Below are 21,530 nucleotides of genomic sequence, written 5' to 3'. Positions count from 1 at the left end.
GTGTCCGCATGAAGAACAAGTGGGCCTGCCTGGCCATCGCGTGCACCGCCACGCTCCTGCTGTCGCTGGACCTGACCGTCCTGCACCTGGCACTCCCCCAGCTCGTCGGGGACCTGGGGGCCTCCTCCACCCAGTTGTTGTGGATCGGCGACGCCTACGGATTCGCCGTCGCCGGGCTGCTCATCACGATGGGCAACGTCGGTGACCGCATCGGGCGCAAGAAACTCCTGCTGATCGGCTCCGCCGCCTTCGGCGCCGCCTCGGTGGTGACCGCGTACGCGCCCAGCCCCGAGCTGCTCATCGCCGCCCGCGTGCTGCTGGGCGTCGCGGGCGCCACGATCATGCCCTCCACCCTGTCGATCATCCGCAACGTCTTCACCGACGCCACCGAGCGCACCACCGCGATCGGCATCTGGAGCGGCATGAGCGCGGCCGGCTTCGCCGTCGGCCCGGTCGTCGGCGGACTGCTGCTCGACCACTTCTGGTGGGGCTCCGTCTTCCTCATCAACGTGCCCATCATGGCCGCCGTGCTGATCGGCGGCTGGCTCGTGCTGCCCGAATCGCGTAACGAGAACGCCGGGCGCATCGACGTGGCCAGCGTGCTGCTGTCGTGCGCGGGCATCGTGGGCGTCATCTACGCCGTCAAGGAAGGGTCCTACGGCTGGATCTTCGCCGCCGGCGTGGCCCTGCTCGCCCTGTTCGTCTGGCGCCAGACCCGGCTCGCCGAACCGCTCATCGACGTGCGGCTCTTCCGCCACCGCGCCTTCAGCGCCTCCATCGGCACCAACGTGCTGGCCATGTTCACCATGATGTCGATGTCGCTGATCTTCGCCTGGTACTTCCAGCTCGTCCTGGGCTGGTCGCCGCTGCAGGCCGGCCTGGCCGGGCTGCCCGGAGGCCTGGCCGGCGCCATCGGCGGCATGCTCGCCGCCAAGCTCATCGCCTACCTCGGCAGGAACGGCGTCGTCGCCCTCGGCCTGCTGCTGACCGCCCTGTCCTTCCTGTACTACTCCAGCCTCGGCACCTCGCTCACCTACCTGGTGATGCTGCCCGTCATGATGGTCGGCGGCGTCGGCATCGGGCTGACCTTCACCGTCAACAACGACAACGTGCTGGCCACCGCGCCCCGCGAGCGGGCCGGAGCCGCCGCGGCGATCTCCGAGACCGCCTTCGAGCTCGGCGGCGCGCTCGGCATCGCCGTCCTGGGCACCGTGCTCAACTCGGTGTACACCTCGGCCATGACCGGGCCCGCGCAGGCACGCGAGTCCATCGCGGGGGCGCTCGCCTACGCGGGCACCCTGCCCGCCGACGAGGCCCGGCCCATCATCGACGCCGCGCGCCTCGCCTTCGTCGAGGGCGTGCACGTCACCGGGCTGGTGACCGCGGCCACCCTGGCCGTCGTCGCCGCGCTCGCCTTCATGGGGCTGCGCGGCGTGCCCAAGGTCATCCCCGAGGAGATCCTGTCTGCTCGCGTGTCCTGACCCCGGCCTCACCGAGGTCCTCGGCGTCCTCGGTGCCTGCGGCGTCCTGGATGCCGGCGGCGGTCAGGCTCCGCATCCGGGCGAACACCAGCACAGCGGCCAGGCCGGTCATCAACGGCGGCACCACGAAGGCCAGATCAGGCCCGAAACGGTCCACCAGCTGACCGGCCACCGCCGCGCCCGTGGCGATGCCCAGGCCGATCGCGCCGTTGAGCCACGTGAACGCCTCCGTCCGCACCTCGGCGGGCACCAGGCTGTCGATGATCGTGTAACCGGTGATCACCACGGGGGCGATGATCACACCCGCCAGCGCCGCCGCGCCGTACAGGGTGGCGGTCGAGTCGGCGAACGACAGCGCGGTCGTCGCGGCGGCCAGGATCGCCAGGCCCGCGCCGAGCCGTACGTTGAGCGGCACCCGCCACCTGATCACGCCGTACAGCAGGCCGCCCGCCATGCTGGCCGCCGAGAACGTGCCGTAGACCGTGCCCGCCTGCGCACCCGCGATCGCCGTGATGCCCACCTGCATGCTGCCGAACACCGCGCCCGTCGCCAGGAACGCCGCCGCCAGCAGCGCCACCCCGCGCGCCCGCAGCACGCCCTTACTCGCCCGCACCTTGACCGGCATCGGCTCCGGCGCACCCTGCTTCACCAGCGCGAACACCGCCGTGCCCACCACGATCAGCCCCAGCGCGCCCAGCAACGCCACCACCGGGCTGAAGCCCGTCGACAGCGCCACCAGCAACATCGGGGCGATCGTGAAGGTCAGCTCATCGGTGATCGACTCCACGGCGAAGGCGGTGCCGAGCTTGCTCGAACCGCTCAACGTGTGCGACCAGCGCGCCCTCACCATCGCCGCCACCTGCGGCACCGTCGCCCCGGCCAGCGCCGCGACCAGCACCAGGTACGGCACGGCGGCACGCGAGGCGGCCAGCAGGAGCAGGGAGCCGAGCGCGACGGCATGGACGATCAGCTGCGGCAGCAGCACCCTGGCCTGACCGAACCGGTCGGCCAGCTTCCCGGTCTGCGGTCCCACCAGCGCCTGCGCCACCGCCGCCGCAGCAGCGGCGATCCCGGCGGCGCCGTAGGACCCGGTCGACCACTCGACGAGCAGCAGCACGCCCAGCTGGAGCATGGCATAGGGGAGACGGGCCAGCAGCGCGGGCGCGAGAAAGCGCCAGGCGCCGGGCGTGGCAAGGACGTCGAGGTAGTGCTTCACGGCTTGGATTCCCTGGTCGGTGGGGTGTTCGACCGGGGTAGATACCGAGATATCGGCCGCCGTGCGGTCTAGCAGGACAAACAACCATCATAGGCGATGTCATTCCGTTACCCCGTCGACCCACCCCCCGCCCAGCGCCGTCCGTCGCTTACGCCGCAGTCCAGGCACACCACCCAGTCGCACAACTGTCCCGCCTCGTCCCGCACCGGTTCCGTCGCGACGAGCGCCCCCTCCTCCCCGCACCGGTGACAGCCCTCCCCCTCCAGGTGCCGCATCCGCACGAGTTCCTCGCCCTCGTGCGCCTGGTGGCCCACCCACGCGCAGCCCTGGCAGCTCCACCACACCTCCGGTCTGAGGCGCCGCTGGGCACGGGGGTTGCGCAGGGGGATCCACCGCAGGGGCTGCCCGCAGCCCGGGCAGGCCGGTGGGGCGGGGTTATCGCTGCGCGGCTCGTGCAGCATGACGGTCGGCGTGGTCCCCCGCAGCACGAACGCCCCCGGCTCCTGACCGGCGTACACGTGGACGCGGCAGCCCCGGCGTTCCGCGTCGACGTTCCGCCGGACGACCACCTCCCAGCCGGCGAGGCGCAGCCATGACGCGGCCGCCGCGACCGGGTCGCCGAGGCCGGGCCGGGGCGTCAGGTCCTGCGCGTGCAGCGCGTAGGTGAACCGGATGGCCTCGCCGTTCTCCTCCCAGGCCCCGATCTGCGGCCGCTCCGGTGTGCGGATGCTCGGCGCGGGGTCACCGGTGAGTTCGGTGGCCAGCGCCCGCATCTGCTCGTGGAGCCAGTCGCGCGCCCGGTCCAGCTCCTCGCGCGCCCCCTGAACCGATGTCACGCGGTCAGCGCATCACACCCGATGATCGCTGCGCAATCTCGAACTCCCACGGGTCGTGAGCGGAGATCACGTTCACCCGGTCCTTCGGCAGCTCGCGCATCCGCTGCAGGTTGGCCAGCCGCAGTTCGGCGTCGACCTGGGCGAGCTGGGCGACGAAGTCCATGAGCGGGTGCGGGTGAGGGTCGGTCTGGTCGAGTTCGCGGTGGTAGGTGTAGGCGTCGCCGGCGTGGAGCAGCCAGCGGTCGCCCTGCCGTACGGCGAGCCCGGCGTGGCCGGCGGAGTGGCCGCCGAGGGGGACGAACAGCAGTTCCTCCCGCAGCCCGCGCAGGGGCTGGACACGTTCGAAGCCGAGCCAGTCCTCGCCCTCCTCCTCGTAGGTGGTCCACCGCGGCCCGTGCGCCCAGTGGCCGGGCCGGTAGCGGCGGCTGGGCGCCTCCGCGCGGGCGGCCGCCAGTTCGGCGGCCATGACGTGTACCTCGGCCCCCGGGAAGTCGGGCAGTCCGCCGCTGTGGTCGACGTCCAGGTGCGTCAGCACGATGTGCCGCACGTCGCCGGCGTCGAAGCCGAGGCCCGCGACCTGCTCCACGCCGGTCTCGTCCGCCAGCAGGGCGGGCTGGACCTGGTCGGTCCACTCGTGGTCGAGCAGCTCCCTGGGGCGCTCCACGTCGTCTCGTCCCAAGCCGGTCTCGACGAGGACCAGCCCGTCGGCGGCGGTTTCGATGAGCAAGGCGTGGCAGACGGCGGGCGCGGGGCTGAGCGCGTCGTAGGTCGGGTCGATCTTCCGCATGGAACCGAGGTTCAGGTGATGAATCCGCATGGCGACAAGCGTGCAACTTGAACTACGCTTCAAGTCAATGGCCTTCCTCGACATCGCCGAAGTCGCCCGCCTCTCCGGCCTGGCGCCCTCGGCCCTGCGCTTCTACGAGCGCAAGGGCTTGATCGCCGCCGACGCCCGCAACGGCCTGCGCCGCGCCTACGATCCCGGCGTGATCGAACGCCTGGAGCTGATCCGCTGCGCCCGCGACGCCGGGTTCACCCTCGGCCAGATCGCGTCGTTCCTCAGCGTCCGCCCCTCCGACACCACGCTCCGCGCCCACATCGCCGCCAAGGAGCGCGAGGTCGACGCCCGCATCGCGCAGCTCACCCGGCTACGAGACAGCCTGCGCCACGTAGCCGTCTGCGACCACGACCCGGTGGTGGAGTGCCCCGAGTTCAAGCAGGCCGTACGGCGGGCGGGACCGGCATGATCGCCGCGATGTCGCGGAACAGCCGTTCGTGGGCCGCCTCCGAGCAGGTCGGACGGCGAGCAGGATAGCGGCCGCCCCGAGTCCTGTCGGTGCCACCGGCTAGCGTGCTGTGCCGTGATCGACTCCGCCCACCTCACCGTCACCCGCACCTCCTACGACGAGGTCTCCGCCCTGTACGCCGAGCGGTTCGGCGACATGCTGCGCGACCGCCCCCTCGACCGGGGCCTCCTGGCCGCCTTCGCCGAGCTCGTGTCCGGCGGCCCCGTGGCCGACCTCGGGTGCGGGCCCGGATACCTCACCGCCCACCTGCGCTCGCTCGGGCTCGACGCCTTCGGTGTCGACCTGTCGCCCGAGATGATCCGGCTGGCGCGCGAGGCCTACCCGGGCATGCGCTTCGAGGTCGGCGAGCTCTCGGCGCTCGACCTGGCAGGAGAGTCGGTGGGCGGCGTGTTGTCGCACTGGTCGATCATCCACACGCCGCCCGCCGGGGTGCCCGCGATCTTCGCCGAGTTCGGCCGGGTGCTGGCTCCGGGCGGGCATCTGCTCGTCTGTTTCGCCGGGCACGACGATCCGGGAGCGCCGCCGGAGCCGTACGACCACGCGGTGACCACCGCCTACCGGTGGTCACCCGACCAGGTCTCGGCGTTGCTGGCCGAGGCCGGGCTGACCGAGGTCGCCCGGCTCGTCCACGCCGGGGCCGAGGATCCCAAGAGAGGGTTCCCGGCCGTCAACCTGGTGGCTAGAAAGGCAGCCCGTCCGTAGGCCACAACTCGCGCTGCTGCTTGCTCGACTTCATCTCCACGCGACCGCCGACCTCGCAGCGGTATCCCTCGGGAGGCAGGGTGAGCGAGATCAGGTAGTTGTCGATCGGGACGGTGCTGCACTCCTCCTTGCCGTAGATCCGGTGACCCCAGCCCTCGTAGGTGAGCAGGCGCGCCTTCGAGCCGAGCTGCCTGGCCACGTTGGCGGTCCAGGCGTACGGCGTGGAGGGGTCGTGCAGCGACGAGGCGAGCAGGATCGTGGCCTCGCCGGTGTAGTTCAGCCGGTGCTGCGGGTTGGTGGTGGGATGGTTGAGGCAGACCGGCAGGTCCTCGATCGGCATCGGGTTGTAGCGCATGTCGGGCGCGAGCCGCTTGGAGCTGCGCAGCAGTGACGCGTACTCCCGGTAGCTGCGCACCGTGAGGTTGTAGTCCTGGCAGAGCACCGCGGTCGGCAGCTCGGCGACCGGCCCAGACACGGGCTGGCGGCCGGGCAGCGGCGGGATCCACGACGGGGGCTCGCCGCCGTCGAGCATGCGCATCACCTCGCTCAGCAGCTGCCAGGCGGGTCCTTCCGTGCCGAGCACGCCGTTGTAGAGCACCTGCAGCTCGGTCACCGGCCGGTCCTCGGCGCCGGGCCAGTACAACGTGCCCGCGCGAGCCTTGGCCAGGATGCGCTCCCAGACCGCGCGCACGTCCTTGCCGTACAACGCGCAGCTCGGCTCCTGGTCACACCAGCCGACAAACTGGTCGAAGGCGTCCTCGACCCCCGCGGCCTCGGTGTCGAGGAAGGCCTTGACGCCCAGGCTGTGGTCCATGTTGCTGTCGAGCGCCATGGCGCGGATGCGGCTCGGGAACAGCTCGGCGTACATCTGGCCGATCAGCGTGCCGTACGAGATGCCGTAGTAGTTGAGCTTCTCCTCGCCGAGGGCGGCGCGCAGCGCGTCCATGTCACGGGCGACGTTGCGGGAGTCGACGTGGTCGTACAGCGGGCCGGTGCGGGCGCGGCAGTCGGCGCGCAGGATCTTGGCGTAGACGGTCCAGCGCAGGAAGTCGGCGTGGCTCTTCATGACGGCGTGCGGCATGCGGTTGTACACCGACGCCGAGCAGATCACCGGGTGGCTGCGGCCGACGCCGCGCGGGTCGAACCCGACGATGTCGAACCGCTTGCGCAGCTCCTCGGTGAAGAAGTCGGGAGCGCCGTAGACGGCCTCCACGCCCGATCCGCCGGGACCGCCCGGGTTGATCACCAGGGTGCCGACGCGGGCCGACGGGTCGGTGGCCTTGCGTCGGGCCACGGCCATGTCGATGGTGGGCCCGTCAGGACGGGACCAGTCGATGGGTACGGCCAGCGTGCCGCACTCGGTGGTGGGCTCCTCCTCGCACGGCGCCCAGGTGATGGCGCCCGCCGGCTCGGCCGACACCGGCGCGGCTGGTAAAACGCAGAGCGCGGCCGCGAGGACCGCGGCGAACAACGACGATCTTCTTCGCACAGATGCTCCTAGTCGTCGATCAGGGGGCAGGCCGCCGTGATCCCGACCGCGCACGTGGCCCCCGTTTGGACACGTCGAGTCGACCCCAGCACCCCTACAGGAGATCTTGCTGAAGATCGGGAGACCGAGTCAGAGCCGTCCGCGGCACACCACGGTGCGGGTGGCGCGCAGGCCGTCGAGGCGGTGGCCGAGCAGCCGCGAGAGCCCCTCGATGGTCTGGATGCCGCGCCCCTCCCCCGACTGCAGGTCGGTCTGTACGGCGAGCAGCAGGTCGCGGCCGGGCCCGGTGATGCGGCCGTAACTCGTCACCGCCCAGGTGTTGTGGATGAACGGCCGGGGCGTCCACCCGTTCTTGAGCGCGACCGTGTCGCCCGGCCGGGCGGCGGCGCTGACGCCCCAGGCCTGGTCGGGCACGACGCGCCCCATGAGCGACAGGATGAGCGAGCGGTCGCCGGCGGTGAGTCCCTTGCCGCCGCGGGCCAGCAGCTTCAGCAGCCGGATCCGGTCGAAGGGGCTGGTGTTGGTGCCTCCCCAGAAGCGCGAGGGTCCCGGCACGGTCTCGCGCAGCCCGGCCTGCCGGTAGAAGCGGCCCATGCCGTAGCCGCCGCCGACCCGCCACCACAGGGCGTCGGCGGCGCGGTTGTCGCTCTCGCGGATCATGCGGGTGGCCAGGTCGCGCTCGTATTCGCCGAGCCGGTCGCGGCGCAGCATCAGGGCGGTGAGGATGTCGACCTTGGAACCGCTGGCGGTGATCATGCCGTTCTCGTGCTCGCGGTGGCCGAAGGTGACGCCGGTGACCAGGTCGTGGGCGGCGAAGGCGACGCGGCCCGGCTGGCGGGAGACGTAGCGTGTCAGGTCGCGGGCCAGGCGGGTGCGGGCGGTGCGCTCGGCGGCCTTGTCGCGGTAGGTGATCTCGCAGGTGGCGGGCACGTCGCGGACCTTCATGAGGGTGACGGGCGGCGAGGGCGTGGCGGAACAAGCAGCCACAAGTCCGACGAGTCCCACGATGGCGATCCGCATGCCGTACCCCCGAAAAGATCCGTATTCGGGGGTACGGAGGGATCATTTCCCGCTTGCCACGCTCGTCACACTCTTTCGGAATGGCGCCATGTATGCCCATTGCCAGGCCAGCTCGGCCGGTCCGCGAGAGAAGCGCCGCAGCCACAACGAGGCCAGCACCATGAACAGCAAGCAGATGCCCGCCCAGGCCACCGGCACCCACCACGGGCGCAGCCAGTCGAGCCGCGCGGCCAGGCCCAGCCCCCAGCCGTAGCACAGGAAGCTCGCGACGAGGTTCTGGAAGACGTAGCACGACAGGGCGGTCCGCCCGACGTTCGTCAGGCCCCGCCGGAACACGCCGGGCTCGCCGCGCAGGCGCAGCACCACCGAGGTGATCAGCCCGAGCAGGCCCAGCGCCACCAGCGGCGGCAGGATGTAGCGGTCGACGGCGAACCACCCGGGACCGGCGAACGACGTCAGCAGATTCAGCGGCGCGGCCACACCCAGCCCGGCGATCATCAGACGGCGGCGCAGGACCTCGCCCTCCGGCTCGAAGACCCCGGCCCGCAGCAGGCGGGAGCCCGCCAGGAAGAGCACGATGCCCATCGGGATGATGAAGATGAGCTCGAGCCGGTACACGCCGGGGTTCTGCAGGCGCGACTGCACCTGATCCAGCCAGCTGCCCTCGCTGAACAACGTGCTGCCGGAGGGCGCCTGCGGCGGCGCGTAGAGCAGCGCGAGCGTGATCAGGCCGACGATCACCAGGTGGACCGCGCCCGCGCCGATCATCCAGCCGCGCACGACGCGATCGCTGCGCCCGATGAGATACGCGACGATCATCGAGGTGATCGCGTAGCCCATGAGCACGTCGAACTCGAAGATCAGGATGTAGTGCAGCAGCCCCTCGACGAACAGCAGGCTCGCCCGCCACAGATAACGGCCCGGCCAGCGCAGGCCCTTACGGACCGCGCTGCGGTACTGCAGCTCCAGCCCGACGCCGAACAGCAGCGTCAGCAGGCCCAGGAACTTGCCGTTGGTCAGGAAGCGCAGGAAGGTCTCGGCCGCCCCCGTGGACGTGCCCAGCAGGTCGGCCGGACCGCCGGGAGCGGTGAAGATCCAGATGTTGGTGCCCAGGGTGCCGAGAATCGCGACGCCGCGGAGCACGTCGAGCGCATCGATCCGCTTCATACCTCCAGCGTCGCAAGCGGATCGGCCGCGAACCTCGGCACAGCGGGCGAAGTCGGGCCTACATCGATCGATGTAGGCACCCTCGTCTTTGGAGACGCCCGCACGTTCCGGCGGCTCACTGCTCCGGCGCGAACGCGCCCAGCACGGCGAGCCCGAGCGGCAGGAGTGCCGCGAGCAGGTACGGGCGCCAGCGCACGCCGGGTTCCCCGCCGGTGCGCGGCTTGATGACCAGCGGCCAGACGAGCACCAGGACGGCCGCGCCCAGAAAGACGAGGCCGTCGGCGCCGAAGGAGCGCCACACCGCCCTGGCCACGTGCTCGGCGGCCTGGAGGGGCGTCTCGCCGTTGAGCATGAAGGCGGGGAAGGCGACGATCGAGGCCAGCGCCCGCTGCGCCAGCAGAGCCGCGGGCCAGGCCAGGAGCAGCACGGCCATCGCGCCCTCTCCCGCCCCGGCGACGGCGCGGCGCAACCTCGCCGGCGGGTGGGCGAGGAGGTCCAGCCCGCGTTTGAGCCCGCCCTTGAGCCCGCTCGGCGGGCGAGTGGTCGAGCCCCAGGCCAGTGCCCGTCGCAGCGCCTCGGCCCCTCGTTCCTGTACGGCCAGCCGGTCGGCGCCGAACTCCGCCAGCCACAGCGCCGCCACCGGCGCCATCAGCAGGGCGGGCAGGGTGGTCAGATTGGCCAGGAGTTGGGCGAACATGGATGAGGCCGCCAAACCGCCCAGGTGGCCGTAGAAGAGGATCGGCAGAAAGGAGACCAGCAGGAACACCGGCGCCCATCGGGTGACGATGTCGGCGAACGGGCTACCCAGCCCCACGACCGGATGGTCCTTCTGGCGCGCGTGGGCGATCTCGTGCAGCACCACCGCCTCGGCGGCGGAGCGGTCCGCGTTCCAGAGAGACACCAGGTCGCGGAAGACCCCCAGGCGCACCTCGCCCCAACCCCCGGGATAGACACGCGCCAGCCGCCCGCCGTGGTCGCTGGAGGTGATGACGAGGCCCGGTTCGTGGCCGGCGACGAACCGTTCGATGTCCTTGATCACCGGCTTGTCGCTCCGAAACAGGGCGTGCGTGCGTTCCGCGCGAGAGCAGTGCCATCGGGGAAGCAGCAAGCTCGCGACGGCGGCCATGAAGAGCACGACGGGGAAGAGATTCGCGACGCTGCCGACGATCAGGAGGATCGCGGCGGTGCGATCCTCCCCGGGCCCCTCGACGATCAGCCGCCGGTAGTCGTCGGCCTGGCGGATCCACTCGCGCGTGTAACCGGCGACCCCGATGAGGAGGAAGGCGGCCAGGTAGTACCAGATCCACGGGGGCAGCATCCACGAGCGGGAGACGGTGCCGGAACAGCGTGGCAGGGGAAGGGCGGGCTCGGTGTCGATCATCCCGGCGAGCCGTGCTCGCACGACCTCGTCGGGGCTGCCGGGTGGGACGGCCGTCTCCAAGGTGAGAAACGCCCAGGCCTCCGCTTCCTGCCCTTTCATGCCGTAGCTCTCGCCTCGCCGGATCAGCGAGGAGATGGCCTGATCCATCAGCCGGTCGGCTTCCGCCGGTAATTCTGGAGGAATGGGCTGTTTATTGCGTTTTGCTTGGATAAGCGCATAAACAGCGAGCGCATTGCCGAGCAGGCCACTGGAAAGCAGCGGATACAGATAATCCGCCGACGCGCGCACGCCGTCGAGAATGATCGGGAGCTGGCCTGCTCCCCCTCCGCCGAATCCACCCGGCTCGCCCGGCCGAGCGGAGCCGAACAGCTCGCCACGCCGCGTGCCGCCCGCGGCGTAGGCGGCTCCCACCTCGGCGGCGAAGTCGATCTCGTGCGGTGCCACGGTCCTGGCGATGTCGACGGCCCACTCGCTGATGATGTCCACGGTTCTGGTGAATATCACGAATGGCGGCGATGTACGGCAATCACTCCACTAAATGCGCTTATCTACCAACCCGATAATGCCGTTTAAGTCCGACGACTCTCAGAGATGCTCGCGCAGGAAAACGCTGGTCGCCTCGATGGCCTGGGTGACGTACGGCTCACCGTCGTAGAGGTCGATGTGCTTGCGCGCGTCGAGCCACACGAGCTTCTTCGGCTCGTCGAGCCGCTTGAACGCCTCCTCGGCCCCCTCCGGCGAGCAGAACCGGTCGATCACTCCGTGCACGATCAGGGCGGGCTTGGGCGACAGGAAGTCGGCGCCCATCATGTTGTCCATTGTGACCAGCTCGCGGATGCTCGCGCGGGTGACGCGGTTGTCCCAGTTCGGCGAGGTGGTCGAGCCGTAGTACGCGTGGGGTTCGTCGCCCGGCATGGCCGCCTCGCCCTCCGGTGCCACCGCCGGGAGGTATTCCACCTCCCCGCCCTGGTCCTGGCGCTCCAGCACCTCGGTGAAGCCCGCCAGGGCGCCCTGGTAGTCCATGCCCGCGCGCATGCCGTACGGGTTGTTGTAGGCGCCGGCGATGCCGACGAAGGTCCGCACGCGCGGGTCGAAGGCGGCGAACTTGAGGGCGTAGCCGCCGCCGAGGCAGATCCCCACGGCGCCGATGCGCGAGCCGTCGACCTCGGGGCGGGCGCGCAGCAGCGACACGGCGGCGCGCAGGTCGTGGAGCTTGCCCTGGACGTCCTCGTGGTTGCGCGGCTGCCCGCCCGACTCGCCCCAGTTGCGGTGGTCGAAGGCGAGGGTGACGTAGCCCTCGGCGGTCAGGCGCTCCGCGTAGAGCCCGGTGACCTGGTCGCGCACGCCGGTGAACGGGCCGGTGAAGACCAGCGCGGGGAACGGTCCGTCGCCGGAGGGCACGCGCAGGTCGCCGACGAGCGTGACGCCGTCGCTCGCGAACTCGATTCTCATGGTGCACAGTCTCCCGGCCGCGCGACCCGAGCTCAAAGCGGGGTACGTAACGTAGTCGGTTGATTCCCCTATGTATCCACCATGGGGGAACACAGAAGGAGACGCCGCCGCGGCGTGACGGGGATGTCCCTGGTCACCGCGGTCAGCGTGACACTCTTCGCCATTCACCAGGATTCGGCCTGCGCCGACCCGACACCGGCGCCGACCAGGACGGGCAAGGCCTACCTGTTCACCATGAACACCGGCACGGGCAACTGCTCGCTGGCCGGAGCCGCCAAGGGCACGTTGTTCGCCTCGGTCTCGCCGCAGGAGTACGCGGGCTCCAGGGCCTGCGGAACCTTCCTGGCCGTGGCCGGGCCGCGCGGCATCGTCAGGGTGCAGGTCGTCGACCAGTGTCCCGGCTGCCGGCTGGGCGACCTCGACCTCAACCAGGCCGCCTTCGAGCGCATCACCGACCGGGGCAAGGGCGTCGAGAGCATCGCCTACCGGCAGATCCGCGACCCCTCGCCCGCCAAGGCGCTGTCCTTCCGCGTCAAACCCGGCTCGTCGACGAGCTGGGCCGCGGTGCAGGTCATCGACCACGGCAACCCGGTCAAGCTGGTGGAGCTGCGCGACGGCGACGACTGGCTCGACCTGCGGCGCGGCACCGACAACTACTGGGTCAGTACCAAGGGCGCGGGCAAGCGCTTCGACCTGCGGGTGAGCGACGCGTACGGCTCCCGCCGCACGGTGCTCGACCTGGAGCTGGAGCCGGGCCGCGTGCAGCGCACCAAGGTCAAGCTGTACGGCACGGCCAAGCGCAGACCCGAACCCGCCACGAGCGAGCGGCCACTGGAGCGGCCGGCACCCCTGGAAGCGCCCACCCCCGTGCCGGCTCCCCCGAAGCCGGCGGCCGCGGAGAACCAGTGCTTCAGAGCACCCGCTTGACCTTCTTCAGGTTGGCGACCAGCTCCTCCAGCATGATCGCGTAGCCCTGGTAGCTGTAGCGCGCCTCGGCCCTCCACGGGTAGACCTGGCCCGCCTTCACCGCGGGCAGCTTGCCCCAGGTGGGCTTCTTGGCCATCTCCTCGACCTTCATCGACTGCGCGCGGGCGTCGATGAAGAGCGCGTCGGCGGCGTACTTGTCGATCTTCTCCCAGCTGATCGACTCGTAGTAGCCGCCCTGGTCGACCGTCTCCGGCACGATCAGCTTCACCCCGGCGCCCTCGGTCACCAGCTTGAGGTCGGGGAACTCCGGCGGGTGGCAGATGTAGAACAGGTCGGGGCTGGCGCCGGCGAACAGGATCTTCAGCTCGCCCTGCGCCGCCGCGAAGGCCTTCAGCTCGGCCAGCGCCTTGTCGTAGCGGGCCTTCGCCTCGGTGATCGCGGGCGCGCCGAGGTCGGCGCCGAGCAGCCCCGCCAGCTCGGAGTACTTGCCGATGACCTCCTCGCCGCTGCGGCCGGCGAAGTTGATGCCGACCGTGGGCGCGACGGCCTCGATCTGCTCCTTGGATTTCTCCGGCACGTACCAGAGCTGGTCCTTGATGTACATGCCGCTGACCAGCAGCTCGGGCTGCAGCGAGATGTACTTCTCGATGTTGAACTCGTCCCAGACGTTGCCGATCGTCTGGACGGTGCTGACGTCGATCTCGCCGGCCTCGGGGTCCCTGCCGCCGTCGGCGAGCTTGTGCGGGCCGAACAGGCCGATCGGGCGGACGCCGAAGTCCCACAGCGCGGCGCCGGCGCTGACCTGCGTGACAATGCGGGTGGGGCGCTGCGGCAGCTCGATCTTCTTGCCCCGGTCGTCGGTGTAGCTCCAGGGGCCGGCCGCCTGACTGGGGCCGGAGCTCGCGGTGCCCGTGCTCTCGCTGGCGCCCTGGCTCGTGCCGCAGCCGGCGAGGAAGAGCATGGCACCCGTGGCGGCGAGGAAGCCGCGCCTGGGCAGGGGGTGATCCGGGGTCATGGCGACTCCTAAGGCTAGCCTTACCTAATTGAAGATGTGATTAGGTTAGCCTTACCGATGCAATACCCGGAAAGAGGAGTCCGTGTCCGTCTCATCCCCGCCCGCTCGGCGAGGGCGACAGGTCCCGCTGGCCACGGGGCTCGTCCTGGCCCTGGCGCTGCTGGTGGCGGCCGCCCTCGTCAGCGTCGCGGTGGGCGCGCGCTCGATCCCGCTGCCCACCGTGCTCGACGCCCTCACGGCGCCCGACGGCTCCACCGACCACACGGTCATCCGCGAGGTCCGCATCCCCCGCACGCTCCTCGGCATCGGCGTCGGCGCCTGCCTCGGCCTGGCCGGCGCCCTCATCCAGAGCCTGACCCGCAACCCGCTGGCCGACCCCGGCCTGCTGGGCATCAGCGAGGGCGCCGCCGTCGGCGTCACCATCGCCATCGCGCTGCTCGGCCTCACCGACCCGGCACTCTACGTCTGGTTCGCCTTCGCCGGCGCCGCGCTCGCGTCGGTGCTCGTCTACTCCATCGGCACCGCCAACCGCAGCGGCGCCAGCCCCGTACGGCTCGCGCTGGCCGGGGTCGCCGTCGGCATGGTGCTGCTGGCCGTGGCGCAGGCCATCCTGCGCATCGACACCAAGACCTACGACAAGATGCGCTTCTGGCTGACCGGATCGCTCGCCGCCCAGACAGGAGACGTGCTCGTACGGCTGGCACCCTTCATGATCGTCGGGCTGGTCCTGGGCCTGCTGCTCGCCCGGCCACACAACGGGCTGGCACTCGGCGAGGAGGCGGGGCGCGCCGTGGGCGTCAACGTCGGCTGGACTCGCGGGCTGACCGCCCTGGCCGTCACCCTGCTGTGCGGCTCGGCCACCGCCGCGGCGGGACCCATCTGGTTCGTCGGGCTGGCCGTACCCCATGCCGTGCGCGCCGTGGTCGGCGCCGACCAGCGGTGGCTGCTGCCGTACACCGCCGTTCTGGCGCCCGTCCTGCTGCTGGCCGCCGACGTCGCCGGGCGCGTGATCGCCCTGCCCGGCGAGGTCCAGGTCGGCATCATGGCCGCCTTCCTGGGGGCGCCGGTCTTCATCCTGCTGGCGCGGCGCAGAAGGCTGGTGGCGTTGTGAGCGCACCCGCCTGGAACCCGCCGTCGGTCAGCGCCGGCTCGTGGTCGCTGCGCCTGGCGCCGCGCACCGTGCTCGTCGTCACCGCGCTGGCCGCCCTGACCTTCTGCGCGGCGATCGTGGCCATCTCCGTAGGCGAGTTCAACGTGCCCATCGGCGACGTCATGACCGCCGTCTTCGGCCAGAGCACCCCCGTCGCCGAGCTCATCGTCAACAAGCTGCGCGCCCCCCGCGTCGTCACCGGCATCGCCGTCGGCGCCGCCTTCGGCCTCAGCGGCGCGATCTTCCAGAGCCTCACCCGCAACCCGCTCGGCAGCCCCGACTTCATCGGCTTCACCTCCGGCGCGGCCACCGGCGGCATCGTCGCGGTCATCTTCGGAGGTACGGCCTGGCAGATCGCCGGCGGGTCGATGCTGGGCTGCATCGCCTGCGCCGTCGTCATCTACGTGCTGTCGGCCCGCGGCGGCGGCGTCCAGGGCTACCGGCTCGTCCTCGTCGGCATCGGCACCAGCGCGCTGCTCGTCGCGGCCAACAACTACCTGCTCACCAGGGCCAACCTCTGGGAATCCGCCTCCGCCGCCGCCTGGCTGACCGGCAGCCTCGGCGGGCGCACCTGGGACCACGCGCTCCCCATGCTGGCCACGCTCGCCGTCCTGATCCCCGTGTGCGCCGTGCTGTCACGCCCGATGCGCATGATGGAGCTCGGCGACGATTCCGCCCGCGCCGTCGGCGTCCGCGTCGAACCGGTGCGCGGCGCCGCCATCGCCGCCGGAGTCCTGCTGTGCGGGGCCGCCACCGCCACCGCCGGCCCCATCGTCTTCGTCGCCCTCGCCGCCCCCCAGCTCGCCCGCCGCCTCACCGGCTCGGCCGGCGTGGTCCTGACCGCCTCCGCCCTCACCGGCGCCCTGCTGGTCACCCTCTCCGACCTGGCCGCCCAGCGGCTGCTCGACCCCGTCCAGCTGCCCGTCGGCGTGATGACCGGCGCCCTCGGCGGCCTGTACCTGCTGTACCTGCTGCGAAAGGACCCCCGGTGAGACTGTCCGGCGAAGGCCTGACCCTGGCCTACGACAACCGCCTGGTCGCTTCCGACCTGTCCGTGGAGATCCCCGACGGGTCCTTCACCGTCATCATCGGACCCAACGCCTGCGGCAAGTCCACCCTGCTCCGCGCCCTGGCCCGCATGCTCAAGCCCAAGGCCGGCACCGTCCACCTCGACGGGCAGCTCATCACCGCCCTGCCGACCAAGGAGGTCGCCAGGCGCCTGGGCCTGCTCCCCCAGAGCGCCGTCGTCCCCGACGGCATCACCGTCGCCGACCTCGTCGGCCGGGGCCGCTACCCGCACCAGCGGCTCATGCGCCAGTGGTCGTCGGCCGACGCCGCCGCCGTCGCCTCCGCCATGGCCGCCACCGACGTCACCGACCTGGCCGAACGCCGCGTCGACGAACTGTCGGGCGGCCAGCGCCAGCGAGCCTGGCTCGCCATGGCGCTGGCACAGGAGACGCCCATCCTGCTGCTGGACGAGCCGACGACGTTCCTGGACATCTCCCACCAGATCGAGGTGCTTGACCTGTGCGCCGACCTCCACGAGGAGGGACGGACACTGGTCGCGGTGCTGCACGACCTGAACCAGGCGTGCCGGTACGCGACGCACCTGATCGCCATGCGCGAGGGGCGGATCGTGGCCGAGGGGGATCCCACGGAGATCGTCACGCCTGGGCTCGTGGAGGAGGTGTTCGAGGTGAGGTGCGAGGTGATCCCCGACCCGCAGACGGGGACGCCGATGATCGTGCCGGAATCTCGAACGCGTGCGCGGGCAACTGCTCGGTTTTCGTAACTTCTTGCGGTCGTGATGTCACAATAGGCGACATGCCAACCCCTCAGCATGACGCTCTGCGGCAGCTGTTCCTCGATCGGCCGGAGCTGGCGATCGAGGTGCTGCGCGACCTCCTCGCCGTCGAACTGCCCGAGACGCCGCTCATCAGGGTCGAGAGTCCCACGTTCAACACGCGGAACTCGGACGACATCGAGACCGACGGGACCCTGGTGCTCGGGCCACCGCACGAGCCGTCGCTCGGCATCGCCATCGAGGTCCAGCGGGACAGGAACAAGGATCCCGTCCAGTTCGCCCGGTACGCGGCGTCGATGTGGCTGATGCTCAGATGCGACGCCATCGTGCTGCTCATCTGCCCGGACGAGAAGACGGCCACGCATTACAGTCGGGCTATCAGGACCGGTCTCACGGGGTTCGACTACCGGTGCCACGTCGTCGGGCCGGCCCAGGTGGGGCCGGTGACGTCGCCGCGGTTCGTGGTGGAGCAGCCGGAGCAGGCGAGCATCAGCCTGGCGATGCACTGGAAGGTCCCCGGGGTGGTGGAGACTTTCGCGTCGGGCGTGGCGCAGTTGCCGCCGCGTCGGGGGTATGAAGCGTTCGAGCGCGCGTGCGCCATCGCGGGCCCTGAGGGGAAGATTCTTCTGGAGGAGTACATGAAGTCCACCGAGGTGCCGATCGTCAGCTCGTTCGGCCAGGAGTACTACGGCCGCGGCAAGGCGGAGGGCCAGGCCGAGGGAAGAGCAAAAGGCAAGGCGGAGGGCAAGGCCGAGGAGGCCGCGAAGATGCTGGCCCTCGTGCTCGAAGCTCGCGGCCTGCCCGTCACTCCCCAGGTGGCGGCCCGGATCACCGCCTGCACCGACCCCGAGCGGCTCGAAGGCTGGACCCGCCTGGCCGCCACCGCGGACTCCCTCGACGACGTCTTCCCCACGGAAAGCGACGCCTAGGAGGGCCATGAAGTCCACCGAGGTGCCGATCGTCAGCTCGTTCGGCCAGGAGTACTACGGCCGCGGCAAGGCAGAAGGCCAGGCCGAGGGCAAGGCCCAGGAGGCCGCGAAGATGCTGGCCCTGGTGCTAGAAGCTCGCGGCCTGCCCGTCACCTCCCAGGTGGCGGCCCGGATCACCGCCTGCACCGACCCCGAGCGGCTCGAAGGCTGGACCCGGCTGGCCGCCACCGCGGACTCACTTGACGACGTGTTCCCCGTTGAACACGACGACTAGGGCGAGAAGGGCTTCAGTTCTTCGGCGGTGAAGTAGTTCTGGGTGACGGCGCCGATGCGGACCAGGTACTTGCCGCGTTTGTCGTCGATCGAGACGATCGTGCCCACGTTGCCGGTCATGGCGGCGCCCGTCACCTGCACGGTGTCGCCGATCGCGTAGTCGTTCATCTTTCCCCCATCTCATCCCGCAGAGGGTGGCTCGGGGCACGAGGTGTGCCCCGAGCCGCCCGCTGCTACAGAACTCTACGAGTCGAACCCCAGCCCCACCCGGTCCAGGGTGCGGAGCCAGAGGTTGCGCTTGCCCTCCTTGCGGTCCGCCTGGGCGATCGACCATCGGGTGAGCTGGATGGCCGCCGACCGGAACGGTTCGGGCGGGAAGGGGATGGGCTTCTCCTTCACCATCTGCAGCCGCGTCCGCTCGGTTTCCCTGCCGTCGAGGAGGTCGAGCATGACGTTCGCGCCGAACCGGGTGGCGGCGACGCCGAGTCCGGTGTAGCCGACCGCGTAGGCGACCCGCGAGCCGTACGCCGTGCCGTAGAAGGCCGAGTAGCGGCTGCAGGTGTCGATGACGCCGCCCCACCGGTGGGAGAACTTGACGTCCTCCAGCTGCGGGAAGGTGTCGTAGAACTGCTCGGCGAGTTTGAGGAAGGTGGTGTCGCGCTGGTCGTACGACGACTTGATCTTGCCTCCGCTGTAGTAGATGGCGTCGTAGCCGCCCCACAGGATGCTGTTGTCGTCGGTGATCCGGTAGTAGTGGAACTGGTAGGCGTTGTCGCCCATGCCCTGGCGGTTGTGCCAGCCGATCGACTCGCGCTGGGCGGCCGAGAGCGGCTCGGTCATCAGGGCGTAGTCGTAGACGGGCACGAGGTAGTACTTCAGCCGCTTGAGCAGCGGTGAGAAGACTCCCGTGCCGAGGACGACGCGGGCGGCGTGAAGCGTGCCGTACTGCGTGGTCAGTTCCATCGAGGTGCCGTCGCGGTCCATGCCGAGGACGCGCGAGTGTTCGTAGATGCGCACCCCCAGCGACAGGCACGCCTGGCGCAGTCCCCAGGCGAGGCGGGCGGGGTCGAGCATGGCGCAGTCGCCGCGCTCCCACAGCCCGCCGAGGTAGGTGGGTGAGTTGACTTCGGCGCGTGCTTGCGTGGCGTCCAGGAACTGGATGTCCATGCCCAGCTCACGCCCTATCGTGTACGCCTCCTCCATGCCGTCGAGCTGCCATGGCTCGGTGGCCACGTTCATCTCGCCGGTGCGTTCCCATGAGCAGTCGATGTCGTAGCGGCGGATGGTCTCCTCGATCTCGTCGAGGTTCTCGATGCCGAGCCGGTAGAGCGTGGAGATCTCCTGCGGCCAGCGTTCGAGGCCGTTCTCCAGGCCGTGTGTGAGCGACGCGTGGCAGAAGCCCCCGTTGCGTCCCGATGCGGCCCAGCCGACGGTCTGTGCTTCGAGCAGCACGACGTCGCGTTTGGGGTCGCGTTCCTTGGCCAGCAGCGCGGTCCACAGACCCGAGAATCCGCCGCCGACGATGGCCAGGTCGGCGGTGGTCCGCCCGAACAGGCGAGGCAGGGGTTCGGGCTCGGCCGGATCTTCGTCCAGCCAGTACGGCTTGCGCTCCGCATCAGCAAGAGCCTTCAGCGGATCCACAAATCTCACTTCCCTCGTGAGTCAAAATTCAGACATTTGATTGATTGCCCGATCAGTCAGTTGACCAAGCGCGGGTTCCCCCCGCCTAGATCCGATCTCGCCTCCCTGTTCTTTGCAGAAACCTAGCCCCGGCGCCGGGCCGCGATCGACTGCGAGATCGCGATCAGCACACCGATGCCGAAGATGAGTGTCCCCATCACGTTGACCTGGGGTGGGATCCCAGTCTTCACCGATCCTACGATCCACAGCGGGAAGGTGATCGTCGAGCCGTTGACGAAGCTCGTCACCACGTAGTCGTCGATGGAGAGGGCGAAGGCCAGCATGGCCCCCGCCAGTACGCCCGGGAGGATGGCGGGCAGGGTGACCTGGCGGAAGGTGCCCCAGGGGGAGGCTCCCAGGTCCTTGGCGGCCTCTTCGAGGGAGGGGTCGAGCGTCAGCACGCGGGCTCGTACGGTCACCGTCACGAAGGCGAGCGAGAACAGCACGTGCGCGATGATGATCGTGATCGAGTCGCGCGGCAGGTTGGCCGAGACGAACAGCGACAGCAGGGAGGCGCCCATCACCAGTTCGGGCGTGGAGATGGCGGCGAAGACCAGGAAGTTGGTCGCGCCCTGCCCCTTGAAGCGGTGCTTGCCCAGCGCGAGGCCGAGCATCGTGCCGATGACGACGGTGATGATCGTCGAGACCACCGCGATGAGCAGCGAGGTGATCAGCGCGTCGGTGAGGCCGTCGATGGCGAACAGCTCGCGGTACCACTTGAGCGTGAAGCCGTGCCAGGAGGTGTTCGACTTGCTCGGCGTGTCGTTGAAGCCGAACAGGATCATCACGAAGATCGGCGAGGCGAGCCAGAGGATGACGAGCCAGGTGTAGGCCTTGAGCAGCTTCATCGGGCCGCCGCCTCCAGGACGTTCTCGGTGCCCAGCGCCCTGGCGTAGACGAAGATGCCGACCAGCAGCACCGCCATGAGGCTGAAGGACAGCGCGGCGGCGGCCGGGTAGTTGGCGTTGGTCAGGTAGAGCGTCGAGATGATGTTGCCGATCATCGTGTTGTTGGTGCCGCCGAGCACGGCCGCGTTGATCGGGTCGGCGACGGCGGGCACGAAGGTCATCAGCACTCCGGCGAAGACGCCGGGCAGCGACAGCGGCAGCACGATCTTGCGGAAGACGGTGGTGCGCGAGGCGTAGAGGTCGTGGGCGGCCTCCATGACCCTCGGGTCCACCCGCTCCAGGCTGACGTAGATCGGCAGGATCATGAACGGCAGCCAGTTGTAGGTCAGCCCGGAGATCACCGCGAACGCCGTCGCGGTGATCTGGAAGTCGTTCGGCAGCAGGCCCCAGTCCTTCAGCGGCCCGAGCAGGATGCCGTCTCCGGAGAGCATGAAGTTCCAGGAGATGGTGCGCAGCACGAACGACACGAAGAACGGCAGCAGCAGCAGGAACAGGTAGGTGGCCTTCCGGTTGCCGCCCCGGAAGGCGATCCAGTAGGCCACCGGATACCCGATCAGCACCATCGCGATCGTGGCCGCCCCGCCGTACCACAACGATCTGACCAGCTGCGGGCTGTACTGACTGATGGCGTCCGCGTAGTTGCCGAAGCTGAAGGTCTGGACGAAACCGTCGATGACGTTGCCGGACTGGGTGGACACCGACGCCATGGCCGCGAGGGGCACGACCAGGAAGGCGCCGAGCCAGATCCAGCTCGGCAACGCCAGCAGGTAGGGGGTGAGGCGGCTGCGCATGG

22 protein-coding genes are annotated in these 21,530 nt (G+C 70.1%); 9 read left to right on the top strand and 13 right to left on the bottom strand.

What is annotated here, in order from left to right:
- Positions 1 to 8 precede the first annotated feature (8 nt).
- A complete protein-coding gene (locus ACIBH1_RS20020; RefSeq protein WP_397315282.1) occupies positions 9 to 1,481 on the top strand; it encodes an MFS transporter in 1,473 nt (490 codons plus the stop codon).
- Here the strand turns inward: ACIBH1_RS20020 and ACIBH1_RS20015 are convergent.
- The 3 genes from ACIBH1_RS20015 to ACIBH1_RS20005 all read right to left on the bottom strand — a co-directional run bounded on the left by ACIBH1_RS20015 (position 1,444) and on the right by ACIBH1_RS20005 (position 4,320).
- Positions 1,444 to 2,697: an MFS transporter gene (locus ACIBH1_RS20015; RefSeq protein ID WP_397315281.1), complete on the bottom strand. Its 1,254-nt coding sequence runs from the start codon at positions 2,695 to 2,697 to the stop codon at positions 1,444 to 1,446. The two genes, ACIBH1_RS20020 and ACIBH1_RS20015, sit on opposite strands and share 38 nt — an antisense overlap.
- Before the next feature lie 107 nt (positions 2,698 to 2,804).
- Positions 2,805 to 3,533, bottom strand: a complete 729-nt coding sequence (locus tag ACIBH1_RS20010) for a hypothetical protein (protein ID WP_397315280.1) — start codon at positions 3,531 to 3,533, stop codon at positions 2,805 to 2,807.
- Between the two features lie 4 nt (positions 3,534 to 3,537).
- Positions 3,538 to 4,320, bottom strand: coding sequence for an MBL fold metallo-hydrolase (locus tag ACIBH1_RS20005; protein ID WP_397315279.1), 783 nt, complete (start codon positions 4,318 to 4,320; stop codon positions 3,538 to 3,540).
- A gap of 67 nt (positions 4,321 to 4,387) precedes the next feature.
- On the opposite strand from ACIBH1_RS20005, the gene ACIBH1_RS20000 reads away from it, so the two are divergent.
- Positions 4,388 to 4,780 (top strand): MerR family transcriptional regulator, encoded by a 393-nt coding sequence (locus ACIBH1_RS20000; protein WP_397315278.1) that lies wholly within the window; start codon positions 4,388 to 4,390, stop codon positions 4,778 to 4,780.
- A 114-nt stretch (positions 4,781 to 4,894) separates the two neighbouring features.
- Positions 4,895 to 5,542: a class I SAM-dependent DNA methyltransferase gene (locus ACIBH1_RS19995; protein WP_397315277.1), complete on the top strand. Its 648-nt coding sequence runs from the start codon at positions 4,895 to 4,897 to the stop codon at positions 5,540 to 5,542.
- Here the strand turns inward: ACIBH1_RS19995 and ACIBH1_RS19990 are convergent.
- The 5 genes from ACIBH1_RS19990 to ACIBH1_RS19970 all read right to left on the bottom strand — a co-directional run bounded on the left by ACIBH1_RS19990 (position 5,520) and on the right by ACIBH1_RS19970 (position 12,051).
- The gene (locus tag ACIBH1_RS19990) at positions 5,520 to 7,031 is read right to left on the bottom strand and encodes an alpha/beta fold hydrolase (protein ID WP_397315276.1); all 1,512 of its coding nucleotides are present in this window, start codon (positions 7,029 to 7,031) and stop codon (positions 5,520 to 5,522) included. The genes ACIBH1_RS19995 and ACIBH1_RS19990 overlap by 23 nt on opposite strands.
- Positions 7,032 to 7,160: 129 nt before the next feature.
- Complete coding sequence (locus ACIBH1_RS19985; protein WP_397315275.1) at positions 7,161 to 8,051, bottom strand: serine hydrolase; 891 nt, start codon at positions 8,049 to 8,051, stop codon at positions 7,161 to 7,163.
- 42 nt (positions 8,052 to 8,093) lie between these two features.
- On the bottom strand, positions 8,094 to 9,218 hold the full coding sequence (locus tag ACIBH1_RS19980; protein ID WP_397315274.1) for a DUF418 domain-containing protein: 1,125 nt from the start codon (positions 9,216 to 9,218) through the stop codon (positions 8,094 to 8,096).
- Between the two features lie 115 nt (positions 9,219 to 9,333).
- Positions 9,334 to 11,085, bottom strand: a complete 1,752-nt coding sequence (locus tag ACIBH1_RS19975) for a hypothetical protein (RefSeq protein ID WP_397315273.1) — start codon at positions 11,083 to 11,085, stop codon at positions 9,334 to 9,336.
- A 99-nt stretch (positions 11,086 to 11,184) separates the two neighbouring features.
- A complete protein-coding gene (locus ACIBH1_RS19970; protein WP_397315272.1) occupies positions 11,185 to 12,051 on the bottom strand; it encodes an alpha/beta hydrolase in 867 nt (288 codons plus the stop codon).
- A 123-nt stretch (positions 12,052 to 12,174) separates the two neighbouring features.
- On the opposite strand from ACIBH1_RS19970, the gene ACIBH1_RS19965 reads away from it, so the two are divergent.
- On the top strand, positions 12,175 to 12,978 hold the full coding sequence (locus ACIBH1_RS19965; RefSeq protein ID WP_397315340.1) for an expansin EXLX1 family cellulose-binding protein: 804 nt from the start codon (positions 12,175 to 12,177) through the stop codon (positions 12,976 to 12,978).
- Here the strand turns inward: ACIBH1_RS19965 and ACIBH1_RS19960 are convergent.
- A complete protein-coding gene (locus ACIBH1_RS19960) occupies positions 12,962 to 13,993 on the bottom strand; it encodes an ABC transporter substrate-binding protein (protein ID WP_397315271.1) in 1,032 nt (343 codons plus the stop codon). The two genes, ACIBH1_RS19965 and ACIBH1_RS19960, sit on opposite strands and share 17 nt — an antisense overlap.
- Positions 13,994 to 14,075: 82 nt before the next feature.
- Here ACIBH1_RS19960 and ACIBH1_RS19955 point away from each other — a divergent pair, with 82 nt between their 5' ends.
- Genes ACIBH1_RS19955 through ACIBH1_RS19935 form a run of 5 tightly spaced genes read left to right on the top strand, consistent with a single transcriptional unit; the run spans position 14,076 to position 18,150 of the window.
- Entirely contained in the window at positions 14,076 to 15,104 is a 1,029-nt protein-coding gene (locus ACIBH1_RS19955; protein WP_397315270.1) for a FecCD family ABC transporter permease, read from the top strand.
- Positions 15,101 to 16,135: a FecCD family ABC transporter permease gene (locus ACIBH1_RS19950; protein ID WP_397315269.1), complete on the top strand. Its 1,035-nt coding sequence runs from the start codon at positions 15,101 to 15,103 to the stop codon at positions 16,133 to 16,135. Before ACIBH1_RS19955 ends, ACIBH1_RS19950 begins: the two co-directional genes overlap by 4 nt.
- The gene (locus ACIBH1_RS19945; RefSeq protein WP_397315268.1) at positions 16,132 to 16,935 is read left to right on the top strand and encodes an ABC transporter ATP-binding protein; all 804 of its coding nucleotides are present in this window, start codon (positions 16,132 to 16,134) and stop codon (positions 16,933 to 16,935) included. The genes ACIBH1_RS19950 and ACIBH1_RS19945 overlap by 4 nt, the downstream gene beginning before the upstream one ends.
- 32 nt (positions 16,936 to 16,967) lie before the next feature.
- Positions 16,968 to 17,876, top strand: coding sequence for a hypothetical protein (locus tag ACIBH1_RS19940; protein WP_397315267.1), 909 nt, complete (start codon positions 16,968 to 16,970; stop codon positions 17,874 to 17,876).
- A gap of 7 nt (positions 17,877 to 17,883) precedes the next feature.
- Entirely contained in the window at positions 17,884 to 18,150 is a 267-nt protein-coding gene (locus ACIBH1_RS19935; RefSeq protein ID WP_397315266.1) for a hypothetical protein, read from the top strand.
- Here ACIBH1_RS19935 and ACIBH1_RS19930 read toward each other — a convergent pair.
- The 4 genes from ACIBH1_RS19930 to ACIBH1_RS19915 all read right to left on the bottom strand — a co-directional run bounded on the left by ACIBH1_RS19930 (position 18,147) and on the right by ACIBH1_RS19915 (position 21,528).
- Positions 18,147 to 18,317, bottom strand: a complete 171-nt coding sequence (locus tag ACIBH1_RS19930; RefSeq protein WP_397315265.1) for a KOW motif-containing protein — start codon at positions 18,315 to 18,317, stop codon at positions 18,147 to 18,149. The two genes, ACIBH1_RS19935 and ACIBH1_RS19930, sit on opposite strands and share 4 nt — an antisense overlap.
- Positions 18,318 to 18,392: 75 nt before the next feature.
- Complete coding sequence (locus tag ACIBH1_RS19925; RefSeq protein WP_397315264.1) at positions 18,393 to 19,790, bottom strand: NAD(P)/FAD-dependent oxidoreductase; 1,398 nt, start codon at positions 19,788 to 19,790, stop codon at positions 18,393 to 18,395.
- 122 nt (positions 19,791 to 19,912) lie between these two features.
- Positions 19,913 to 20,677, bottom strand: a complete 765-nt coding sequence (locus ACIBH1_RS19920; RefSeq protein ID WP_397315263.1) for an ABC transporter permease — start codon at positions 20,675 to 20,677, stop codon at positions 19,913 to 19,915.
- Positions 20,674 to 21,528, bottom strand: a complete 855-nt coding sequence (locus tag ACIBH1_RS19915) for an ABC transporter permease (RefSeq protein WP_397315262.1) — start codon at positions 21,526 to 21,528, stop codon at positions 20,674 to 20,676. The genes ACIBH1_RS19920 and ACIBH1_RS19915 overlap by 4 nt, the downstream gene beginning before the upstream one ends.
- Positions 21,529 to 21,530 lie beyond the last annotated feature (2 nt).

This window comes from Nonomuraea sp. NPDC050663, from assembly GCF_044456985.1.
GTDB lineage: Bacteria > Actinomycetota > Actinomycetes > Streptosporangiales > Streptosporangiaceae > Nonomuraea.
The sequence above is the reverse complement of the archived record's forward strand: the minus strand, read 5'-3'. Positions and strand labels throughout refer to the sequence as shown.

Bases quoted from the DNA above. Each gene is read 5' to 3' on its own strand.
- ACIBH1_RS19980 (WP_397315274.1), bottom strand. From the start codon at position 9,218: ATGAAGCGGATCGATGCGCTCGACGTGCTCCGCGGCGTCGCGATTCTC.
- ACIBH1_RS19940 (WP_397315267.1), top strand. From the start codon at position 16,968: ATGCCAACCCCTCAGCATGACGCTCTGCGGCAGCTGTTCCTCGATCGG.
- ACIBH1_RS19970 (WP_397315272.1), bottom strand. From the start codon at position 12,051: ATGAGAATCGAGTTCGCGAGCGACGGCGTCACGCTCGTCGGCGACCTG.
- ACIBH1_RS20020 (WP_397315282.1), top strand. From the start codon at position 9: ATGAAGAACAAGTGGGCCTGCCTGGCCATCGCGTGCACCGCCACGCTC.
- ACIBH1_RS19935 (WP_397315266.1), top strand. From the start codon at position 17,884: ATGAAGTCCACCGAGGTGCCGATCGTCAGCTCGTTCGGCCAGGAGTAC.
- ACIBH1_RS19915 (WP_397315262.1), bottom strand. From the start codon at position 21,528: ATGCGCAGCCGCCTCACCCCCTACCTGCTGGCGTTGCCGAGCTGGATC.
- ACIBH1_RS19960 (WP_397315271.1), bottom strand. From the start codon at position 13,993: ATGACCCCGGATCACCCCCTGCCCAGGCGCGGCTTCCTCGCCGCCACG.
- ACIBH1_RS19985 (WP_397315275.1), bottom strand. From the start codon at position 8,051: ATGCGGATCGCCATCGTGGGACTCGTCGGACTTGTGGCTGCTTGTTCC.
- ACIBH1_RS19965 (WP_397315340.1), top strand. From the start codon at position 12,175: ATGTCCCTGGTCACCGCGGTCAGCGTGACACTCTTCGCCATTCACCAG.
- ACIBH1_RS20000 (WP_397315278.1), top strand. From the start codon at position 4,388: ATGGCCTTCCTCGACATCGCCGAAGTCGCCCGCCTCTCCGGCCTGGCG.
- ACIBH1_RS19920 (WP_397315263.1), bottom strand. From the start codon at position 20,677: ATGAAGCTGCTCAAGGCCTACACCTGGCTCGTCATCCTCTGGCTCGCC.
- ACIBH1_RS19930 (WP_397315265.1), bottom strand. From the start codon at position 18,317: ATGAACGACTACGCGATCGGCGACACCGTGCAGGTGACGGGCGCCGCC.
- ACIBH1_RS20005 (WP_397315279.1), bottom strand. From the start codon at position 4,320: ATGCGGAAGATCGACCCGACCTACGACGCGCTCAGCCCCGCGCCCGCC.